Below are 20,671 nucleotides of genomic sequence, written 5' to 3'. Positions count from 1 at the left end.
TTACTTTAATACGTCGCTGATTTTAATTAATTTCATTCGAATTTTAAATTAACCCCAATGAAAATAGTTGTGCTGGACGGATATGCGTTAAACCCCGGAGATTTGAGCTGGAAAGCATTTGAAGAATTTGGTGAGTTTACAGTTTATGATCGTACCCCTGCGAAAAGAATTGTTGAACGAATCGGAAATGCTGAACTTGTTTTGACAAATAAAGCAGTTTTAAATAAAGCGGTGATTAATTCGTGCCCTTCGTTAAAATACATCGGCATTTTAGCGACAGGCTACAATATTGTTGATTTGGAAGCTGCCGGCAATGCCAACATTACCGTGACCAACATTCCGGCTTATAGCACCGATTCGGTGGCACAGTTGGTTTTTTCTCATCTTCTAAATATCGTTAATCGCGTTCAACTTCATGCCAATGCAGTAAAGAATGGCGATTGGGTTAATTCGCCGGACTTTTCATTTTGGTTAAGTCCTCAAATCGAGCTAGCAGGAAAAACGCTTGGTATTGTTGGGTTCGGCAGAATTGGCCAAAAAGTAGCTGAAATTGGGCATGCCTTTGGAATGACCGTGTTATTCCAAAACCGTTCTCCAAAAAAAAATGTCCTCTCGTATTGCCGGCAATGCGAGCTTGATGAATTACTTGAAAAATCAGATGTTGTGAGCTTAAATTGCCCCCTTACCGAAAGCAACCGGGAGTTTATGAATAAAAACCGATTTGCTCAAATGAAGCCCGATGCAATATTAATCAACACCGGCAGAGGCGCGCTAATTCAGGAGCAAGATCTTACGAACGCACTAAATGAAGGACATTTGGCTGCTGCCGGTCTGGATGTACTTTCGACAGAGCCCCCAACTGCTGATAATCCGCTGCTTCGTGCAAAAAACACTTTTATCACCCCTCATGTTGCATGGGCAACAAAAGAAGCCCGGCAGCGCTTGATGAACCTTGCAGTAAAAAACATAGAAGCTTTCCTGAATAGGAAAAAGCTCAACGTAATAAACTAATTATTTAAAGGGAATGTATCTGGTTATTCGTATAAATCTTCGTCAGAGTTTGTAGTATTAAAATCAACTTCATCATCAAATTCATCATAAATAGTGAGTCGGCGTTTTGAGCCTCGATCTTTCTTTACACTTTTTGGTGATTTGCCCCTAAATTCAGTATCCTCAAAATCAGTGTGTTTTTGAATTTTCTTGGAGCTCTTTTTCGATTTCATTTTAATTTTACAGATCTAATAATTAATAACTGATTCACAAAAATACCGTTCGGTATTCACTGTTGAAAAATAGAAATTTTTTTCTCTTATATCCAAATTTGAGATGTTTTTTTTTTACGTTTAATCAAATTTGATAATACTTCTATCACAACCATTTATACATGTGTTAGTATTGTAACGAAAAAAGATCCAACAAGTTTAGTCAGCCATTTGTTACACTGGTAATTATTAATGCTAAAAACCAGTATTTATGAGTTTTACACTTAAGATAGGCGCCGAAGCCATCGATTTTAATTTACCCGCAACTGACGGAAAAAAATATTCACTGGCAAACTTTGAGTTCGCTAGGTATTTGGTGGTTTTTTTCACCTGTAACCATTGCCCGTATGTAATAGGAAGTGATGAACTAACCCGAGACACTGCCGAGAAATACAAAGATCAAGGTGTGCAATTTGTTGGAATTAATTCGAACAGTGCAAGCACGTACCAGGAAGATGATTTTGAGCACATGGTTCAGCGAATGAAAGAGCATCAGTTTCCTTGGGCATATTTGTACGACGAAAGTCAGGAGATTGCCAAGCAATATGGAGCTTTAAGAACGCCGCATTTTTATGTGTTTGATGAAAATAGACGGTTGGTATATACCGGAAGGGGAGTAGACTCGCCAAAAGATGCGTCGAACGTCAAGGTGAATGACCTGGATAGAACACTAAACGAATTAACCTCTGGAAAGCAAATTTCCACTCCTGTTACCAATCCGATTGGGTGCAATGTGAAATGGGATGGGAAAGATAAACACTGGATGCCACCCGAAGCCTGCGACCTGATAATCTGATTTTTTTTATTGGTTAATTAATCACGACTTAATAAAAAGTCATATTTTAGCTCAATTGAATATAACGATTACTTTTGGCAATTATTGAAAGTTTTAATCGTTTATATAACTCAACACAAAATTTATTAGCCATGAAAAAAATTGCAATTATTCTATTATTCACGTCATTCTTAATCCCTGCGATGGCTCAGTCGCCCATTAACCTGGGACTAAAGGGAGGTTACAGTAATTCTAAATTGGTTACTGATATGAACGCCATAAACGAAGGAAATGTTGATAATTACCACGTTGGTGCCTTTGCTCGGGTAACTTTAGGTCGAATCTATATTCAGCCCGAAATCTATTACAGTTCGAAAGGAGGAACATTGGAGGATATGACTGGAAGTGTGTCTCAGGCTGTTAATTCCTTTGATTTAAAAACAGTTGATGTTCCCGTACTTTTAGGTATAAATGTTGTTGATAAGGGACCTCTTAAAGTAAGAGCCAATGCGGGGCCTTTATTTTCATATTTTACAGATAAGAAACTGAACAGTAATGTACTTAGTGAAGATGAAATTAAAGATCATTTTTTTGGGTGGCAATATGGAGTTGGCGCCGATTTTATGTTTTTGACTCTTGATGTACGCATGGAAAACAGCTCAGGCGATTTATATTCGGGTCCATACATTGACAGTGATGTTCGTAGTAAGAGCTTTGTAGTGAGCCTGGGAATTAAATTGTTGTAACATTTCTGATTGGAAAGATTAATTGACATTTTAAATACGATAAGCTAATGATGTTCAAGAAACTAGCTTGTATAGGTTTTTTCCTTTTGGTAGGAAGTGCCACTTTTGCGCAGTCTGACTCAACTAAATTGAGCCCGATTAATTTGGAGTACGAGTTTATCTACATGGAGTTGTTTAACTTTTCACCGAATTCAACTTTTGGTGAATTGCAGTTTAATCAAACTCCTGCTATTCCAAACGAAATGAACTGGCAACCTTCACTTTTTACCAATTTAAATACTTATGCAGGTTTCAAATCGATTAGTCTTTCCAATCAAATTCCTTTTTATAACCCGTTCCTGAATGCATTGTCGGTTACCAGTTATGCCGACTACAAACTAAGTGATAAGCTTATTTTCGGAGGGAATAGTTTCGCGGGCAATTCAATCTTCAATCCACTGCCGGCCAATCCTTCAGTTCAGGACATGAGCATCAGGGGAGCATCAATGTTTTTGCAATACAAGATTTCGGATAAATTCAAAGTAAGCGGTAGTTTTAGCATCAGCAATCAGGAACACCCCTTTATTCCTTAGTATTTTCTGTTAAGTATTGCACTAACTCTTCTACGTGAAGAGTGCCAATAAAATCGACCTCGGCTTTTTGCAACATGTCCCAGGCATCGTCACTTTTAGGACATTTCGACACATATACTTTTCTGCCCAATTGGTGGATTTCAGCAACCATTTTCTTTACATTAAGGTACTCTTCAAATGCAATATTCCCAATACCATTCCAGGTGGTCAAATCCGAAAAAGGTAATTCAATCATAGGCATCACTTCAATAGGAAGGTCTGAACTTAAATCTTTCCCGGAGCCGGTCACGCCGGTTAAAATCAACTGTTCCTGATTTAAAATCCCTCCAAACGGAGTTTTTATCAAAATCTGTAATTTCCCAGGATGCCACTTTCCATCGGCCTTAAATACAAGCATATCCTGCATGGTGCGCAGTTGTTGTCGCAATAGGCGAATTACGGTTTGTGGCTCATAACCAATGTCTAATATCAGGTAGCTAATGTCGGTGTGTTGCGGAATGATGTTACCATTATTCTTTTTAAACTGATTGAATAACGGAAGTAGGTAAGCATCTCGCAAAGTGGGTTTTACATGATTGGCACTGTCAGGCATGGTTGGCGTAACGTATAATTCTCCATAAATTGGCATTACGTCAGCTTCGAATTGATGAACCCCTAAACTTAAAACTTCCCATACTTCCGAACTGTTTTCAGCATTTTGGGTACACAATACCTCCGTTTTCAACTGGCAAAAACCAGTTGAAAACAACAAATTCACGAACAGAAAGAGTAAACTGTATTTTATCATAACGCCTTATTATCGTATGGACTAAATTAGGATATTTTTTAGTTTTAATGCACAAAACAATGTGCTAAATAAGAATTAACCAGACGTTCTAAGTTTATATCGAAGCTCGGTAAACTATTGAAATTTGTTTTTCATCTCATTATAATTTAAAACTTTCAACGGTATTCGATGGAACCCGCTTATAATGATTCTACTGTGTGTAATGGCCTTTACATGCTCGTTTCAGGAATTCACTTATCGAATTGAAAGAGGGGAACCTGCATATCTGGCAGAGTAACCACCAACTTTTTCTTGGCTACTCAATTACCTCCGAAAGAATTTAGCTAAATTTCTGGTTAGTTAAAAATGGAATTTATAGAGCTTGCAATATTCGATATCTTCAGTAATTTCGAGAGCTGAAAACCAAGAAGTAAAATGACTGCGTCGCGAGTAAACGAAATAACGCCATTTATTGTGATGGAGGTGCTTGAAAAAGCAGCTGAACTGGAAAGGGCAGGAGCTAACGTTATCCACATGGAAGTTGGTGAGCCGGATTTTAATATGCCTGCTTGTGCCATTGAGGCAACCAAGCAAGCGTTTCATGAGAGCCGCACTCATTACACGCACAGCTTGGGCGATCCGGAGTTGAGAGAAGAAGTCTCGCGACACTATTTTAATGAATACGGGGTTCGTGTTGATCCCAGTCAAATTATCGTAACATCCGGAAGTTCTCCGGCTATTTTATTGGCTCTTTCGGTTTTATGCGAGCAAGATGATGAAATAATTTTATCCGACCCGGGCTATGCTTGCTATCCTAACTTCATCCATTACATCGGTGCTAAAGCGGTTCACGTTCCTGTAAATCCTACTGATGGCTTTCAATTTCATGCTTCGGCTATCCAGAATAAGATAACTAAACGAACGAAAGGAATATTAATAAATAGTCCGATGAATCCAACGGGAAATTTGTTAAAGCCTGACGTGTTGAAATCCCTGGCCGAACTAAATACCACGATTATCTCTGACGAAATTTATCATGGCTTAGTTTATCATGGGCGTGCACATTCTATTTTGGAGTATACCGACAACGCATTTGTACTAAGCGGATTTTCGAAACTTTATGCCATGACTGGTCTTCGTCTTGGGTATTTAATTGCTCCCAGGCAATACATCCGTCCGATGCAGAAGTTGCAGCAAAATCTTTTTATTTGCGCCAGTTCAGTAGCTCAAAGAGCAGGAATTGCAGTATTGAAGGACTCCGTTAGTGAGGTCGAAAACATGAAACGGATTTACAATGAGCGTCGGATCTATATGATTAAGCGATTACGGGAGCTTGGATTCAATATTCCGGTTGAGCCCATTGGCGCTTTTTATGTTTTTGTCGATGCTTCGCATCTTTCACCAAACTCATACGAGCTTGCTTTTGATATTTTGAATAAAGCTCATGTTGGTGTTACTCCGGGGATAGACTTTGGGGCAGGTGGAGAAGGATTTCTCCGATTTTCATACGCCAATTCTTTAGAGAATATTATTGAAGGACTTAATCGACTTGAAAAATATATTCAAGATCGAACAGCATCTATTTCCGAATAAATATCCATTCCCACACAATCTTTTTTCAATTTTTTTATTGACGATTTCACGTCGTTTACCTGTCTAATATCGTTGTTCGTCGAAAGTAAGCCGAATTTAGGATCTTCAAGTGTAATATCTGGAATTCTTCGTCGTCTATTAATTAAACAAGCAGAAAACAAAATGGAGTTTAAACTCCTGTAACGAAACAATTTTAACAGTAACGATTAAATCCAAAGTCATGAAAAACAAAATTTTTACAGCAATTACAATCTTTGTATTTAGCTTCGCAACTTTAGCGGTTGAAGCAAGTGAAATTGACCGAACTTTTAGTGATTACGAAATTTCGAAAGTAACCACCAAAGCGCTTACTACAGGTGCTGATGACGCATGGGTATTGTCATACGACAAGAATGAATCACCCATCGTTATCACATTACATAAAACCAAACGATGCAATTACTATGTGGTAAGAGCAGAGCATTTTGAAGTTGCATATTTATGCAATAAAAAAGGTTTTGGAGCATCATGGGTAAAGTCATCTTACAGCAATTATCCCGAGGAGTTGACACGCAAAGTAATTAACGATTCTGAGCTCGATCGCCAACGAATTTTAACTTCCAATCAGCCGACAAGTGAAGAGGCTCTGGAGCTGATTGCCTCCTATTTGCCAGATTTAGTAAATCCAAGTTATAAGCACCTGTTGAATTAATAATTTTATTGATTGAACAGTATCAATCCGAAAAGCTGCTTCCCCCCAGGAGTAGCTTTTTTTTTAGATACATCCACAAACAAATCCGTCAGCCAAACCATCTCTTAATTCACTAACTTTGGCTTTTTCGCGATCACTCCCTTTACATTGCTCGCAAACAGGAAGGTTTAGTTCGTCATTTCTTGCCAACAGCTTTGATTTTATCTCTTTCTCACAAACAAAACATCTATTGCTAAAGTCACTCATTATTTCGTTTTTTTTAGATGAAATATGATCTGAAACGAACATGAAAATCATCTGCGATTCATCACAAACAAGCATGATCAAACTTCATTCTGTTTCTTTTCTGCTTTGTGCTTTAATGGCAGCATAATTATCTTATCATGTAATATTGGCGTAATTAACTCCAATTCCCTTTATGGCATGATTATTATTGAAAAAAAACAAAGCACAAATATATAAACTTACATAGATTAACTACTTTTGTGTGCGTTTGTACATATTAATAAGAATTTATAGATAATGACATTTGTAAATAAGATTTTAGGAAAATTTCTAGGCAATAAATCAGATCGGGACATCCGGGAGATTAATCCAATAGTTGAACAGATAAAAAAAGAATACGAAAGAATATCCAAGCTTTCAATTGACGAATTAAGGGGTGAGACAGTTCGAATAAAACAAATCATCCAGGATCGGATTCAACCGGATCTCGACGAAATTGCGTCACTTAAGGAAAAGGTTGAAGAAGTTGATATTCAGGAGAGCGAAAAAATATACCAGGAGATTGATAAAATTGAAGAGCAAATCAATGAAAAGATTGAAGTTGTTCTGAATGAGGTTTTACCGGCGGCTTTTGCGGTAGTGAAAGAAACGGCCAGACAATTCAAAGACAATGAACAGCTTGTTGTAAACGCGTCAGATTTTGATCGCGAATTAGCAGCCGGAAGAGATAGCATTACCATAGAAGGAGAAAAAGCCATTTGGAAGAATCGGTGGATAGCCGGAGGAACTGAAGTTGTCTGGGACATGGTTCACTACGATGTGCAGTTAATTGGAGGAGTCGTGCTTCATCAAGGAAAAATTGCTGAGATGGCTACGGGTGAAGGAAAAACATTGGTTGCGACCTTACCGGTGTTTTTGAATGCATTGGCCGGAAGAGGTGTTCATATTGTTACGGTTAACGACTATTTGGCAAAACGTGACTCGGAATGGATGGGACCAATTTTTGAGTTCCATGGTTTAAGTGTAGATTGTATTGACAAGCACCGCCCAAACTCCGACGAAAGACGTAAGGCGTATAATTCTGATATTACCTACGGAACAAACAATGAATTTGGTTTCGATTATCTGCGTGATAATATGGCCATCAATCCAAAAGACTTAGTCCAACGAAAGCATCATTATTCTATCGTCGATGAGGTTGACTCTGTTTTAATTGATGATGCACGGACTCCATTAATTATTTCAGGTCCTGTTCCCAAGGGGGATATTCAAAAATTTGATGAACTAAAACCAAAAGTTGAAAAGCTGGTCGCTGCTCAAAGAAATTTTGTGATGCAATGTTTTACCGATGCAAAGCGCCTGCTGTCAAAGGAAAACCCAAGCAAAGAAGAAAAGGAAGAAGGAGCATTATTATTGCTTCGTGCTCATAAAGGATTGCCAAAAACCAAGGCCGTTATCAAATTCCTGAGTGAAGAAGGAATTAAGGCAGCCATGCAAAAAACGGAGAATTACTACATGCAGGACAATAGCAAAAATATGCATGTTGTCACTGATCCGCTTTACTTCATTATTGAAGAGAAACAAAACTCAGTTGAGCTTACCGATAAAGGAATTGACTTGATCTCGAGTGATGTTGACGATCCTGAATTTTTCATTTTGCCTGATATGGGTGGAATGATTGCGGAAATCGAAAATGATGAATCACGGAGTCGCGAAAAAAAGCTGGAGGAAAAGGACGAGCTGTTACAAAACTATGCTGTAAAATCGGAACGTGTTCATACCATCAACCAGTTATTGAAAGCTTACGCCATGTTCGAAAAAGATGTGGAGTACGTGGTGATGGATAATAAAGTTAAAATTGTTGATGAGCAAACAGGCCGTATCATGGAAGGCCGTCGTTATTCTGACGGGCTGCATCAGGCAATTGAAGCCAAAGAGCATGTAAAAGTTGAAGCTGCAACACAGACATTTGCAACCATCACACTTCAGAACTACTTCCGGATGTATCATAAATTAAGTGGTATGACCGGTACTGCGGAGACGGAAGCAGGAGAGTTGTGGGACATCTATGAACTGGAGGTTGTTGTTATTCCTACAAACCGTCCAATTGTTCGTGATGACAGGGAAGATTTGGTATACAAAACGAAGCGAGAAAAATACAATGCTGTTATTCTTGATATTGTGGAACTCAATAAAGCCGGCCGCCCGGTATTGGTTGGTACCACTTCTGTTGAAATTTCAGAATTATTAAGCCGGATGTTAAAAATCCGTGGAATAAAGCACAATGTACTGAATGCAAAGTTGCACGCACGGGAAGCCGACATTGTTGCCGATGCCGGTATAGCCGGAATGGTAACTATTGCTACAAACATGGCCGGTCGTGGTACCGATATTAAACTGAGTAAAGAGGTAAAAGAAAGAGGTGGTTTAGCGATTATTGGTACCGAACGACATGACTCACGACGGGTTGACCGTCAGTTACGTGGTCGTTCCGGTCGTCAGGGAGATCCCGGTAGCTCACAGTTCTTCGTATCGTTGGAAGACGACTTGATGCGTCTGTTTAACTCGGATCGGATTACCGGAATTATGGACCGTCTGGGATTGGAAGAAGGCGAAGTTATTCAACACTCCATGATTACCAAATCGATTGAGCGTGCCCAACGTAAAGTTGAAGAAAACAACTTCGGTATTCGTAAGCGTCTGCTGGAATATGATGATGTGATGAACTCACAGCGTGAGGTAATCTACAAAAAACGTCATCATGCACTGTTTGGCGAGCGATTAGACGTTGATCTGCTCAATATGATGTACGATTCGATAGAAAACCTGGTGAATGAGTTTTACGGAAGTGATCAATTTGAAGATTTCAATCTGGAATTAGTGCGTTTAATGTCTATTGAGTCGCCGGTAACAGCTGACGAATTCATTAGTTTGAAGCCTGACGAAATTGTCGAGAAAATATACCAGGTGATGATTGACACCTTTACTCGTAAAGTTGAATCAATTTCGAAGCAAGCCTATCCGGTCATCAAAGATGTGTTTGAGAAAAAATCACAGGTTTATCAAAATATCGTTGTTCCAATTTCTGATGGGAAACGTATTTTCCAAATTATCACCAATCTGGAGAAAGCCTATAATAATCAGGGAAAAGAGTTGGTTAAATCTTACCAAAAACAAGTTGTTTTATCAACTATCGATGAGTCTTGGAAAGAGCAATTGCGTGAGATGGATGATTTGAAACAGTCCGTTCAAAATGCAACCTACGAGCAAAAAGATCCATTATTGATTTATAAGTTTGAGTCATTCAACTTATTTAAAATAATGGTTCAAAAAGTCAATAAAGATATTGTCTCAACCTTGATGAAAGGGCACATTCCAATTTCTGATCCGAATCAGGTACGTGAAGCGGACGTTGACAAGCGTACTGATATGAGTAAATACTCAACCCAAAAATCAGATATAACGGAATCAAGATCCGGAAGCCGAGGCGATGCTCAAGGTCGTAAAGAACAACAAAAAGTACAACCCGTGCGTGTTGAGAAAAAAGTCGGACGTAACGAGCCATGTCCCTGTGGAAGTGGAAAGAAATATAAAAGCTGTCACGGCAAAAACGCGGAATAAAAAATCAAAATAGATGGAATTTCTAGCCTTTATTCATTGGAATGTCGATCCTGAAATTTTTAGTTTAGGGCCATTATCTGTTCGTTGGTACGGTTTATTATTTGCCATTGGATTTTTGGGCGGTTACTATCAGGGTGAACGCATGTTTAAGTTTGAAAATATTAAGCTGGAATGGCTGGAAAGTCTTTTTATTTACCTGATTGTTGCTACCATAATTGGTGCACGATTAGGGCATGTTTTCTTTTACGGATGGGATTATTATTCACAACATCCCGGCGAAATATTGAAGGTGTGGCACGGTGGCTTAGCAAGTCATGGTGGCGCATTGGGAATTATTGTAGCTCTTATTCTGTGGAGTAGAAATGTGTCCAAACGTCCTGTTATCTGGATTATGGATCGGGTTGTGGTTCCAACCGCTTTAGTTGCAGCACTTATTCGTACAGGAAACCTGATGAATTCTGAGATTTATGGAATCCAAACCAATCTGCCTTGGGGAATCATATTTGAGAGAAACGGAGAAACAGTGCCTAAGCATCCAACCCAAATCTATGAAGCACTTTCTTATCTGCTTACTTTTGGCGTCATGTTATATACCTACTGGAAAACTGATTTGCGAAATCGGCAAGGATTTATTGTGGGTGTATTTTTTGTGATGATATTTCTCGCAAGGTTTTTAATCGAGTTTATCAAAGAAGATCAGGAAGCTTTTGAATCAGGAATGGTTCTGAATATGGGACAGTGGTTGAGTATTCCATTTATACTTGGAGGAATTTATCTAATTGTACGTGCTTTAAAACGTCCACCTGTTATTTATAAGAATTGATTACGAGTCAGGTGAAAACTTCTTAAATTCCTCGATAGCTTTTATTCGCCTTTTCAGTGTATAAAGGTAATTTTCCGTTTGCTTACGATATTGTGTTTTATAAGACTTCGTTGCCCACTGGGCAGCTTCTTCAATATTACCAAGCATTTCGGAGGCAATTGCTAAATTATATTCCAATTTACTTTTAGTTGTTTTATTATCTGTATGCGCTGCAAGTTCTTTCCAGTGATTGTAGGCTGCAGTCCAGTCATTTTTGCGGATAGAGGAATCAATAATAGCCTGATTAGCATCTTTTAGGTCAAAGTAACCTCTTGCCTGGGTTTGCCATTGTGGTGAAAGCAATTTATCAAATTCAAGTGCGATTTGTATCCCTGTTTCAATTAAAGCTTGTTTGACAGGTACCAATTTGGAGGTAAATAATGTCTTTTGTGAATAATCATTTGCATACCAGTAAACAGTATCATCGACCATGATCTGCTTAATAATTTCCTGTTTTTTCGGATCGTAAATCTTTATAATCGCATCATACTTTGAGTCAATGGTTGCTTCATAAATACCATCGTAGCGCAAATAATCTGTCATTATTTTATTCATATATCTTTCAATGACAAGCAATGCATCAGTATTGTAAGTATCACAAATTTCAGTTACATAATCCCAGTCCAATGGTTTCGGAATACGATAATAACTGATGTCACGCGGAATATTTCTATTTTCAGGAACGACAACATCATATCTTCCTGATTCAAACAGCAACTCGGCAAGTACTTTCAAAGTCGTGTCGGCAGCAACGCTATCCAAAACTGCAGCATCAACATCAAACCCTTGTTTGTAGAAATAGACCTGAAGGCTGTCTGTTGGGAAATTTTTAAATTCGTTTGAAATCCCCCTGTTCATTAAAGTTAAACTAACAATGTCATTCGGAAGGATATATTCAGAAGGCTTTGCAACTTCAATATAAACTGTTTTATACGTGCTGGCGCAAGATGCCAGCAATAAAACCAAAACCGATAAACCTAATATTTTATAGAAGTTATTGAATTTCATGTTATTGGTCCACAATTAGTAAATACCCCAATATTTTCTCAAAAACCATTCCAAAACTAGCAAAAATAAGATGACTAAAAATAGCCATTTCATTGAAAGGAACTCCTGATAAACCTGCGTCTCTATTTTTTGTGCCCTCAATTGATTTGAACTCTCTAATGACGAAATTAGTTCACCGATCTGTTCGGGAAGATAAAACTCACCTCCAGTCTTTTCTGCTATTTGATTTAAAGACCGGAAGTTAGCTTTGGTATCAGTTAATTCAATTTGAATCTTTTTCACATAAAAGCTCCCTTCTTCAACATATTCGGTTTCGCCAAGTTTTGTACTGGCATTAAAAGAGTAGCTTCCCGAGGGCAATCGACCAATATTTAGTCTGTATTCGTCATCAACTTTATCAAACACAGCCTGGTAAGTTCGTCCTGCATCATCTGATATTTCAATTTCTAAATCTGGAAAATTCACCAGCTCAAAGCTTTCATTGAAAAGCTCTGCCTGCATGGTTATCGCTTCATCCTCAGCGTATTCATTCTTATAAAACAGGTTGAAGTTATCTTCATTAACTCTTAATATGAGGTAATGAACAGCTTTTAAGATGAACTCATCAAATAAATTGTGTGAACGATCTTTTAGGTAGCTGTGAATCCGCCACCGCCACAAACCTTCTCCTAAAATGAAACCTCGCTTTTGTCCTTCAACTTTGCCAAAAGCAATTAAGGGACGCTCCATATTGACCGTTTGGATGAGCTGATCAGCAAAAGTTTCAAAAGAGTTGTCGATTGTCGTTTCGCCAAAGGGCCCCAACAATGGGGGCAGATTTTTCAAATCCCTCATTTGATTTGGATTAAACCGAAATAAACTAAACTGATCGTTTACTTCAGGTGTAATTTGCTCAAAAGTATTTGTAGCTTTTATTTGTAGGCCAGTTTGCAGGTTATTAAATCTGGCGATGGAGCTTTCTCTCCCAAAGATGAATAGAAAAGGACGCTTGCTTTGCTTTAGCTTCTCCAGCATGGTAATGGATTGCTGACTGGCATCAGGTAACTGATGAACAATTACCAGGTTATAATCCGTAAAATCAAAATCGTCTGATAAGCTGGTAAGGGTTTCAACTTCGTAGCTATTTTTTGCTTTTAGTGCCTCGGTAATGGCTCCCAGGTCGGGGTGTGGTCCGTGAACCAGCATGAGTATTTTTTGCTTTTCAGAAATGACGTTGACTGAGAAATCGTAGGTATTGTTAGCTAAATTTTCCTCTTCGTCAACTTCATCAATGCGAACCGAATATTTCGTAATGCCTTCCTTTGTGGGTTTCAGGCTAATATTTTCAGTGAAGAAATAATCCTCAGACTGAATGCGAATAGCCCGTGAATAAACCGTCTTGTTCTTGTTCTCAACAATGAGGTTTACAATTTTACCAGCGGCCTTTTTGAAACTTAAGTCAATCTCAACGGGAAAGTTTGTCTCCAAATAAGCCGTTGGATTGGCAGTTACTTTTCGAATGGCAGCATCTACACGAGTAGTTGTGTCGCCAAAACCAATTGTATAAATCGGATAGCTGATCGAATTAGCGGCATAAACAGGATCAGTGCCGGCATTAAAAATGCCGTCTCCTAAAATGAGTACAGCACCAATATTCGACGTTAAATAGTTTTGGTTAATCTCATTCAGAAAATTACTATAATCAGACCTTTTTCCATCAAATTGAAGAGAATCAGTATTTGCCTTATTTACTTGACTGTCAAATAAAACAACAGTAGGAGAGTGGCCTTTCAACTCGCTATTTAATTGATCGACTATATCCTTTATATTGCTGCTATATTGCTTAATCGACTCGGAGTTATCAACTCCGATTATCAACTCAGGCTGCAACTTCTCGTGCTTAATTCGTTGGATAGCTAGTTCGAGAAATAAAGCAACGATAAGAAAAACGGAGACGAATCGCAACGCACTAAGTAAATAAATCTGGAGACTTGTTAATGGGCTGTCTTTCTTCGTCTTTCTATATAATATAAAACTGGTTAAGCCTGCAATAACAATGCAGAAGAGAAATAGACCAAATGTGTATGTTGAGTTGAAATAAAATTCCACTACATTATTTTTTTAGGTCTTCAAATTTAGTATTCTTAAGTGTAAACTCGGAGATATTCGTAACTGATTGGAACAATTTTAATTTTTTCATGAAAGTTAACAACACGGAGTCAACCTTTTTATAAGCCCATGTGTTTTGATTATCAGATGATTTATTCTCATAGCTCCAAGGCTGAAATCAGGGTTTGCTTTTTGCAGGCTCTGGTTTTATTTTTTCCCCAACAAGATTTGACAACTGAATTCGATTTTTAACCCCGGTTTTTAAATAAATTCTTGATGCATGATCTTTCACTGTTTGGATGGTAATAAACAAACTGTCTGCAATTTCCTGGTTGGTTTTCCCCTGACAAATTTCCTGAATGATTTCAGACTCGCGTTTTGATATTTCAAACTCATGGCAAAACAATGCAAATTCATTATCAGTTATTGGTTTTCCTGATGATCTCTTAAAGTACAAATAACTAGCAATAATAGCTGGGTGACTGTAATAAAAAACGATGAACAGGACGACAATAATCCAATGCGAAGAGACCATGAATAAAGCAATTTTCGCTAATAAAACAGGAATGAATATAACTGCAACTATTAGTTCTTTTTTTACTTCCATCCGTTTTTTACTTCCAGCTAGTATCAAAATACAGCCCACTCCAACAACTAATAAATGTGTTATTGCAAAACCCGTAACGATCAATGATAGTTTGATTGCTTCATCTTGGATGAGCTGATTTTTGAAATAATTGGCAAGAAAGAAAAATAGTAGAATGCAAACTGAAAAATAGACAATGCTCACGTAAGGTTTCAATTTAAAACCAACCAATTCAACACTAAATTGAATGAATAAATACCAGGCTACGATTAAAAGTGGAAATCCTAAGAGTGGGAAGATACCAACAATATTTACTAAAGTGTCTTTGGAGGTGATAACATGATCTAATAAAAACTCAACGACCAGATTACTCCAGATGCTGTAAAAGCCAAAAGCTGCCAGAAAAATAGTGTAATAAAATAAGGAAGAGGCAAATGGTTTCTCTTCCAGCCTTTTCAGTCGGTACGATGTCATTAATCCCAAGGCGGTCAACCCAACTGAAATAATAAAACAAAATATAAAAATCCCGATTCTCATATTGTTAGCCAAAATAGTGAAAAGGCTCCATTCATCACTCATACCAAAGTAGGATTATTAAATACAAAAGCTTTTTTCATGTTTCTCTTTCATGTGCAACGCATGAAACTCACCTATAATGATTCTCCTGCGCGAGAGACTTTTAGTGTTGGTTTCAGCTGCGACTTTAGTCGTGAAGGTGCAAAACACGACTTTAGTATGAAGGATATTAATATTGAACGCAGTAGTTTTGAAATAAATATTAAAACCTTCAGTAATGGAACTAATCAATTACGTGAGTTTAAGACCAACTTTAGGCGGCAGTTTCAGCAACGGATGGCAAATAATGAAAAAGTATTTCTTGTATTTGCTTTTGGTTGTAATTGTTGTTGGCATGGTAACGGGGCCTTCTGCCGGATTTAAAATAAATTCTAGTTCAGGAGATTATGGTTTTATTCACAGTTTTCCTTTCAATGGCGACAACATATTGCTATCGATAGGTGCTTTTTTCCTGATTCTTTTCGGCATCGCGTATTACTTTTTAGTGGTACCGGTTTTTGAATACAGTGCCAAACTGATTTATATTGATGCCGTTCGTGATAACGACATAGAATTTCAAAAATTGATAGCCGGGTTTCATAACTATTTGAACGTTATTCTGGCTAACTTGTTAAAAAGTGCCTTAGTGGCTATGGGCTTTATATTTTTTATTATTCCGGGAATTATTCTTATTTGCCGGTTGTCATTTGTTTCTTATTTGGTAATGGATAAAGAATTGGATGCGATACAGGCCATCGAGCAAAGTTGGAAATTAACCCGTGGAATTGGCTGGACAATCTTTGGAATGGGAATCTTTTCTTTCTTTATCATCATTTGCGGATTGGCTCTTCTTATTGTTGGAATCTTCCCGGCTATTATCTGGGTAAACTCTTCATTTGCATCCCTTTATCAGGCAGCAATAAATAAGAATGAAGGTTATTTGGAATGAAACACAATCATTAATTCAACAGATATTGAAAATGCCGGAATTTTTATCCGGCGTTTTTTGTTTATATTCAATTCGAAAAATAAATAGTTTTCATTCTCGTTTGGCTAGTCTATCTAGTTCTACGAATCAGTTAGAGTATTGAAACCCGCATGAAACAGTTTTTTGTAATTATCGTCGTCACACTTCTGATAGGTCCTGTCTCAGGCTATTCGCAATATTTTTCAACAGGGCAGGAGCCGGCAAAAATAAAATGGAGACAAATTAATACCGAACATTTCCAGCTCATTTATCCTGAAGAATACGAGCAAAAAGCTCAACAGTTGGCTTACGTTTTAAAAAAAACTTATGACTATGGCTATCAAACCTTAGGTTATTCACCACGAAAGATTTCTGTAATACTGCATACACACACCGTGCAATCAAATGGCTTGGTTGCCTGGGCTCCAAAACGGATGGAATTATTCACAACTCCACACCAGAAAATTTACGCACAGGATTGGCTGGAAGAACTCGCCATTCATGAGTTCCGGCATGTGGTGCAGATGGATAAAATTCAGGATGAACTACCAGCCTTATTGCCAATTTTGTTCGGTGAACAAGCTGCGGCAGCAGTGGTTGGAGCTTATTTGCCATTTTGGTTTATTGAAGGTGATGCAGTGGTAGCCGAGACAGCTTTAAGCAATTCGGGGCGGGGGAGACTTGCTTCCTTCTTAATGGAGAACAAAGCTCAGCTTGTTGAGAATGGTTTATACTCATACAACAAAGCTTCGCTCGGATCGTACAAAGATTTTGTGCCAAACCGCTATAAATTTGGCTATTGGATGGTTGGAGGAAGCCGTAAAAAATATGGTTCCGATATTTGGTCAAAAGTGCTTAGCGAAGTTGCCCAAAAGCCATTGTCTATCAATCCGGTCAATCGTATTTTGAAACAAGAAACCGGTTTCAATCAGCGAGATTTGTATCAGGATTTATTTCAGGATTATCAAGAAAAGTGGAATGAAGAAATCAATTCCCTGACACTGACAACATCGACGTTCATTACGAAGGCATCAAAATTTTACTCCAACTACACGCAGGCTTTTCCGGCAAACGACTCTACAATTATTGCATTGAAACGAGATCGATCTGACTTGAGTCGAATTGTAGAAATAAGCTCTGATAAGGAAAAAACAATCTTTACTCCCGGAAGCATTTTTCAAGAGTCTTTTTCTGGTCGTGAAAACATGCTGATATGGTCAGAGAGACGTCGCAATGTGAGGTGGACACATGCCGACCGATCGGTGATTGTTATTTATAATCAAACAACAAAAGTAAAGAGAGTATTTTCAGTTGAAAATAACCTATTTAGCCCGACGCTGTCGCCTGATTTTACCCGTTTTGCAGCTGTGGAAGTTGACAAAACAAATCATTATTTTTTGTCAATCTTTAATCTGAAAACAGGAGAGAGGCTCAAGCAATTTCAGCTGCCTCAAAATCAGTTTATTTTCACTCCTTGCTGGGACGATCGAGGACAGATGCTCTACTTTGTTTCGTTGTCTTCTAAAGGTAAATCTTTAACAAGCATCCCAATCGACAATGGACAATTTGAAACATTACTGGACGGTGGCTTTCATGAAATTAGAAGCCCGTACTACCACGATGGTAAAATTTATTTTACAGGTTCGTTTACCGGTATTGATAATATTTACAGTTTCAATTTGAGATCGCATGAAACGAAGCAGCTGACCTCCGTTCGGTTTGGAGCAGATTATCCGGCCATTATTGAAAATCAATTACTGTTCAGCAACTATTCGTCAGGTGGTTACCAATTGGCTGTTCTATCTTCAGACAGTTTTCTAAATATACCATTTGAAGAAATCCAGCTGAAAAAATACGAGTTGGCAAATACACTGGCCAAACAAGAAAAGCAAGTAATTGATTTTTCAGGAAAAGAAGAAGCTAGCTATGACACAAAACCATATCGAAAAGCGGCTCACCTTTTTAATTTTCATAGCTGGGCTCCCGCATATGTTAATGTGAATGATTATGATATTAAGCCGGGCATCTCTCTCTTTTCGCAAAACAAACTGGGAACTGCTGAAACTCGTTTAGGCTACGAGTATAATCTGGAAGAAGAAACAGGAAAATATATTGCAGGATTTACCTACTCAGGATTTTTCCCGGTATTAGATGCTGAATTCAATTATGGGAAGCGAAAATCTCAATATTTTCAAATCAAAAATACCGTCGATCAAGTAGGTAATGTGGTGGATAGCGATACAACTATACAGCAATTTTCATGGAATCAACTTCGTTTTGATGGGGGTGTTTCCTTTCCGTTACACTTTAGCCAGGGACGATTTTCACAATACATTCGTCCGCAAGTGGAGTATTCTTATCAACGTATTTCGCACACAAATACCACACCTCCGGAATTTCCCAGCGGACTTTACCATTCAATAGCTTATCAATTGTATTTTCAGAATTCGACAGGCCTTGCCGAGCTTGATTTGGTACCCAGGTTTGCTCAAACATTAGAACTTACTCTTCGCAACGGACTAAAAAGCAAAAGTGACATTGGATCTTTATCAGCAATTCAATCCAATTTGTTTTTTCCAGGCATCTGCCGAAATCACGGGATCAAAATTTATAATGGTTTTCAAACTAATGAACAAGGTTCTTCTTTTGGTAATCAGGTGCGCTTTCCGCGAGGATATAATAGTTTTCAGAATACAAAAATGTATTCAACGGGAATCGACTATGTCATGCCATTACTTTATCCGGATTTGAGTATTGGGAAATTTATTTATTTAAAGCGTCTGCGAACATCGCTATTTTATGATTTTGCCAATGTAAAAGGAAATAGCTATTCTGCTCAAGGCGAATATATTGGATCTTTTTCGAGAGATATGAATTCTGTAGGAATCGACTTGTTGGGCGAAGGACACCTATTGCGTATCATTACTCCTGTAACAATTGGTATCCGCAATGCATACCATCCTAAAGAACAAAGCTTCTATTTCCAATTTCTATTTTCAGTCAATTTCGATTCACTTTGACCGAAGAGTGAGTACGGTTATTTCCGGGGCCATTTCAATCCGGCCAAGTAAACCAACACATCCTATGCCGCGGTTTACATAGAGGTACTGATTGCCATGTTTGTAAAGGCCTCCCCAATATTTCTGAATAAAGTACATGGGGCTAAACTCGATGCCGGCAAACTGGATTCCTGATTGCGCTGCGTGAGTATGTCCGCTCAACGATAAAGGTACATCCGTTTTTTCAATAACCCGATCAGCCCAATGCGCAGGATCATGAGTCATCAGAATTTTAAAGGATTGTTTTTCCGTATTCTTCATCGCCATATCTAAATCAGCATATTGAGGAAAAGGAGGGTGCCCCCAGTTTTCGACACCAATAATTTCTACCGATTCATTGTTGATATCTATTTTTGCGGATTCATTCAAGAGCAGCTCAAAGCCGGCATCTTCAATCATGCCCTCTAACGTTTGATGATTGATTTGCTTTTGCTCTTTACTTTCCCAGTTAGAATAATCTCCATAATCGTGATTGCCCAAAATGGCATATTTACCAAAGCTTGCTTTCATGGCTGCAAATTCATCTTCAAAACCTAGCATTTCCTGGTAGTAATTATTAACCATGTCGCCGGTAAATAAAATCAAATCAGGATGAAAGCTGTTAATTTCATCAGCCGCCCGCCGAATAAAGCTGTCATCTTTAAAGCCTCCAAGGTGAATATCGGATATCTGAACAATTGTTGTTTTATCCAGTGCATCAGGAAGCGAGTCGAGATATATTTCCTGTTTAATCACTCTTAACGTTTTTCGCCCAAATGTAATTCCATAGCCAATGTTAATCATGAGTCCAAGGCTAATAATAAGGGAGCTCATTAATAAAATGCGACTGAAATATCTTGCTTTAAACAAGCGAAGAACAAGAGAAATAAGGTAGCTAGCAGCCAATAAAAACTTGGGAGTCAGGATTAGAAAAGACACTGAGATGACGAAATAGAAAAAATCATAATTATTCGCCTCTCGTATTTTCGAAGGATTCGAAAAGCCAAAAGCTAAAATTCCCATTAGTACTGTACTCAAAAGCCAATAAATATACGTAAAAGGTTTCCTTGATTTTTGGGACGTCGATAATGTGCGTAGAGCCAAAAAAGCAAAAATCTCAATTGCGAAAATTATTAGAAAAAATATAAATATACCTGTCGCTGGAATTCCTCTCATGGTAACTGAAAATATGAATTGACTACAACGAATTTAAAAAAGCTATTTTTAATAACAGGGTACATGCTTAGCTTTTTCACAAAAAAATAGTGAAGAACATCAGATCATGATAAATGTGTAATTAACCTTCGATTTTTGCA

Annotated in this window: 17 protein-coding genes; 10 read left to right on the top strand and 7 right to left on the bottom strand. The window is 38.0% G+C overall.

Annotated features, from left to right (window positions below; translation table 11 throughout):
* Positions 1–57: 57 nt before the first annotated feature.
* Complete coding sequence (locus GR929_RS02300; protein ID WP_159517294.1) at positions 58–1,011, top strand: D-2-hydroxyacid dehydrogenase; 954 nt, start codon at positions 58–60, stop codon at positions 1,009–1,011.
* A 23-nt stretch (positions 1,012–1,034) separates the two neighbouring features.
* On the opposite strand, the gene GR929_RS02295 is transcribed toward GR929_RS02300, so the two are convergent.
* On the bottom strand, positions 1,035–1,223 hold the full coding sequence (locus tag GR929_RS02295) for a hypothetical protein (protein ID WP_159517293.1): 189 nt from the start codon (positions 1,221–1,223) through the stop codon (positions 1,035–1,037).
* Between the two features lie 250 nt (positions 1,224–1,473).
* Here GR929_RS02295 and GR929_RS02290 point away from each other — a divergent pair, with 250 nt between their 5' ends.
* From GR929_RS02290 to GR929_RS02280, 3 genes are all read left to right on the top strand, one after another.
* Positions 1,474–2,058 (top strand): thioredoxin family protein, encoded by a 585-nt coding sequence (locus GR929_RS02290; RefSeq protein ID WP_159517292.1) that lies wholly within the window; start codon positions 1,474–1,476, stop codon positions 2,056–2,058.
* A 131-nt stretch (positions 2,059–2,189) separates the two neighbouring features.
* On the top strand, positions 2,190–2,783 hold the full coding sequence (locus GR929_RS02285) for a porin family protein (RefSeq protein ID WP_159517291.1): 594 nt from the start codon (positions 2,190–2,192) through the stop codon (positions 2,781–2,783).
* Positions 2,784–2,830: 47 nt separating this feature from the next.
* Positions 2,831–3,355 (top strand): hypothetical protein, encoded by a 525-nt coding sequence (locus GR929_RS02280; protein ID WP_159517290.1) that lies wholly within the window; start codon positions 2,831–2,833, stop codon positions 3,353–3,355.
* Here GR929_RS02280 and GR929_RS02275 read toward each other — a convergent pair.
* Positions 3,345–4,142, bottom strand: coding sequence for a PI-PLC domain-containing protein (locus tag GR929_RS02275; protein ID WP_159517289.1), 798 nt, complete (start codon positions 4,140–4,142; stop codon positions 3,345–3,347). The genes GR929_RS02280 and GR929_RS02275 overlap by 11 nt on opposite strands.
* Before the next feature lie 414 nt (positions 4,143–4,556).
* On the opposite strand from GR929_RS02275, the gene GR929_RS02270 reads away from it, so the two are divergent.
* Together GR929_RS02270 and GR929_RS02265 are read left to right on the top strand one after the other, a co-directional pair.
* Entirely contained in the window at positions 4,557–5,714 is a 1,158-nt protein-coding gene (locus tag GR929_RS02270; protein ID WP_159517288.1) for a pyridoxal phosphate-dependent aminotransferase, read from the top strand.
* A gap of 220 nt (positions 5,715–5,934) precedes the next feature.
* On the top strand, positions 5,935–6,405 hold the full coding sequence (locus tag GR929_RS02265) for a hypothetical protein (protein ID WP_159517287.1): 471 nt from the start codon (positions 5,935–5,937) through the stop codon (positions 6,403–6,405).
* A gap of 63 nt (positions 6,406–6,468) precedes the next feature.
* Here the strand turns inward: GR929_RS02265 and GR929_RS02260 are convergent, their stop codons facing one another.
* Entirely contained in the window at positions 6,469–6,651 is a 183-nt protein-coding gene (locus tag GR929_RS02260; RefSeq protein WP_159517286.1) for a hypothetical protein, read from the bottom strand.
* Positions 6,652–6,927: 276 nt separating this feature from the next.
* Here GR929_RS02260 and secA point away from each other — a divergent pair, with 276 nt between their 5' ends.
* Positions 6,928–10,251, top strand: coding sequence for a preprotein translocase subunit SecA (gene secA / locus GR929_RS02255; protein WP_159517285.1), 3,324 nt, complete (start codon positions 6,928–6,930; stop codon positions 10,249–10,251).
* A 13-nt stretch (positions 10,252–10,264) separates the two neighbouring features.
* Positions 10,265–11,074, top strand: coding sequence for a prolipoprotein diacylglyceryl transferase (gene lgt, locus GR929_RS02250; RefSeq protein ID WP_159517284.1), 810 nt, complete (start codon positions 10,265–10,267; stop codon positions 11,072–11,074).
* Here lgt and GR929_RS02245 read toward each other — a convergent pair whose 3' ends face one another.
* The 3 genes from GR929_RS02245 to GR929_RS02235 all read right to left on the bottom strand — a co-directional run bounded on the left by GR929_RS02245 (position 11,075) and on the right by GR929_RS02235 (position 15,374).
* Entirely contained in the window at positions 11,075–12,121 is a 1,047-nt protein-coding gene (locus GR929_RS02245; protein WP_159517283.1) for a DUF6340 family protein, read from the bottom strand.
* Between the two features lie 15 nt (positions 12,122–12,136).
* Complete coding sequence (locus GR929_RS02240) at positions 12,137–14,209, bottom strand: hypothetical protein (RefSeq protein ID WP_159517282.1); 2,073 nt, start codon at positions 14,207–14,209, stop codon at positions 12,137–12,139.
* A gap of 178 nt (positions 14,210–14,387) precedes the next feature.
* Entirely contained in the window at positions 14,388–15,374 is a 987-nt protein-coding gene (locus tag GR929_RS02235) for a helix-turn-helix domain-containing protein (protein WP_159517281.1), read from the bottom strand.
* A gap of 214 nt (positions 15,375–15,588) precedes the next feature.
* On the opposite strand from GR929_RS02235, the gene GR929_RS02230 reads away from it, so the two are divergent.
* Together GR929_RS02230 and GR929_RS02225 are read left to right on the top strand one after the other, a co-directional pair.
* A complete protein-coding gene (locus tag GR929_RS02230) occupies positions 15,589–16,299 on the top strand; it encodes a hypothetical protein (protein WP_159517280.1) in 711 nt (236 codons plus the stop codon).
* A gap of 149 nt (positions 16,300–16,448) precedes the next feature.
* Positions 16,449–19,337 carry a TolB family protein gene (locus GR929_RS02225; RefSeq protein WP_159517279.1) on the top strand — a complete coding sequence of 963 codons (2,889 nt, stop codon included), beginning with the start codon at positions 16,449–16,451 and terminating at the stop codon, positions 19,335–19,337.
* On the opposite strand, the gene GR929_RS02220 is transcribed toward GR929_RS02225, so the two are convergent.
* A complete protein-coding gene (locus GR929_RS02220; RefSeq protein WP_159517278.1) occupies positions 19,329–20,393 on the bottom strand; it encodes a metallophosphoesterase in 1,065 nt (354 codons plus the stop codon). The two genes, GR929_RS02225 and GR929_RS02220, sit on opposite strands and share 9 nt — an antisense overlap.
* Between the last annotated feature and the right edge of the window lie 278 nt (positions 20,394–20,671).

It is taken from the genome of Sunxiuqinia indica, assembly GCF_009847015.1.
Classification (GTDB): domain Bacteria; phylum Bacteroidota; class Bacteroidia; order Bacteroidales; family Prolixibacteraceae; genus Sunxiuqinia; species Sunxiuqinia indica.
Note: the sequence above shows the minus strand (reverse complement) of the source record. Positions and strands in the feature narration are given on the sequence as shown.

Bases quoted from the DNA above. Each gene is read 5' to 3' on its own strand.
- GR929_RS02300 (WP_159517294.1), top strand. From the start codon at position 58: ATGAAAATAGTTGTGCTGGACGGATATGCGTTAAACCCCGGAGATTTG.
- GR929_RS02295 (WP_159517293.1), bottom strand. From the start codon at position 1,223: ATGAAATCGAAAAAGAGCTCCAAGAAAATTCAAAAACACACTGATTTT.
- GR929_RS02290 (WP_159517292.1), top strand. From the start codon at position 1,474: ATGAGTTTTACACTTAAGATAGGCGCCGAAGCCATCGATTTTAATTTA.
- GR929_RS02285 (WP_159517291.1), top strand. From the start codon at position 2,190: ATGAAAAAAATTGCAATTATTCTATTATTCACGTCATTCTTAATCCCT.
- GR929_RS02280 (WP_159517290.1), top strand. From the start codon at position 2,831: ATGATGTTCAAGAAACTAGCTTGTATAGGTTTTTTCCTTTTGGTAGGA.
- GR929_RS02275 (WP_159517289.1), bottom strand. From the start codon at position 4,142: ATGATAAAATACAGTTTACTCTTTCTGTTCGTGAATTTGTTGTTTTCA.
- GR929_RS02270 (WP_159517288.1), top strand. From the start codon at position 4,557: ATGACTGCGTCGCGAGTAAACGAAATAACGCCATTTATTGTGATGGAG.
- GR929_RS02265 (WP_159517287.1), top strand. From the start codon at position 5,935: ATGAAAAACAAAATTTTTACAGCAATTACAATCTTTGTATTTAGCTTC.
- GR929_RS02260 (WP_159517286.1), bottom strand. From the start codon at position 6,651: ATGAGTGACTTTAGCAATAGATGTTTTGTTTGTGAGAAAGAGATAAAA.
- secA (WP_159517285.1), top strand. From the start codon at position 6,928: ATGACATTTGTAAATAAGATTTTAGGAAAATTTCTAGGCAATAAATCA.
- lgt (WP_159517284.1), top strand. From the start codon at position 10,265: ATGGAATTTCTAGCCTTTATTCATTGGAATGTCGATCCTGAAATTTTT.
- GR929_RS02245 (WP_159517283.1), bottom strand. From the start codon at position 12,121: ATGAAATTCAATAACTTCTATAAAATATTAGGTTTATCGGTTTTGGTT.
- GR929_RS02235 (WP_159517281.1), bottom strand. From the start codon at position 15,374: ATGAGTGATGAATGGAGCCTTTTCACTATTTTGGCTAACAATATGAGA.
- GR929_RS02230 (WP_159517280.1), top strand. From the start codon at position 15,589: ATGGAACTAATCAATTACGTGAGTTTAAGACCAACTTTAGGCGGCAGT.
- GR929_RS02225 (WP_159517279.1), top strand. From the start codon at position 16,449: ATGAAACAGTTTTTTGTAATTATCGTCGTCACACTTCTGATAGGTCCT.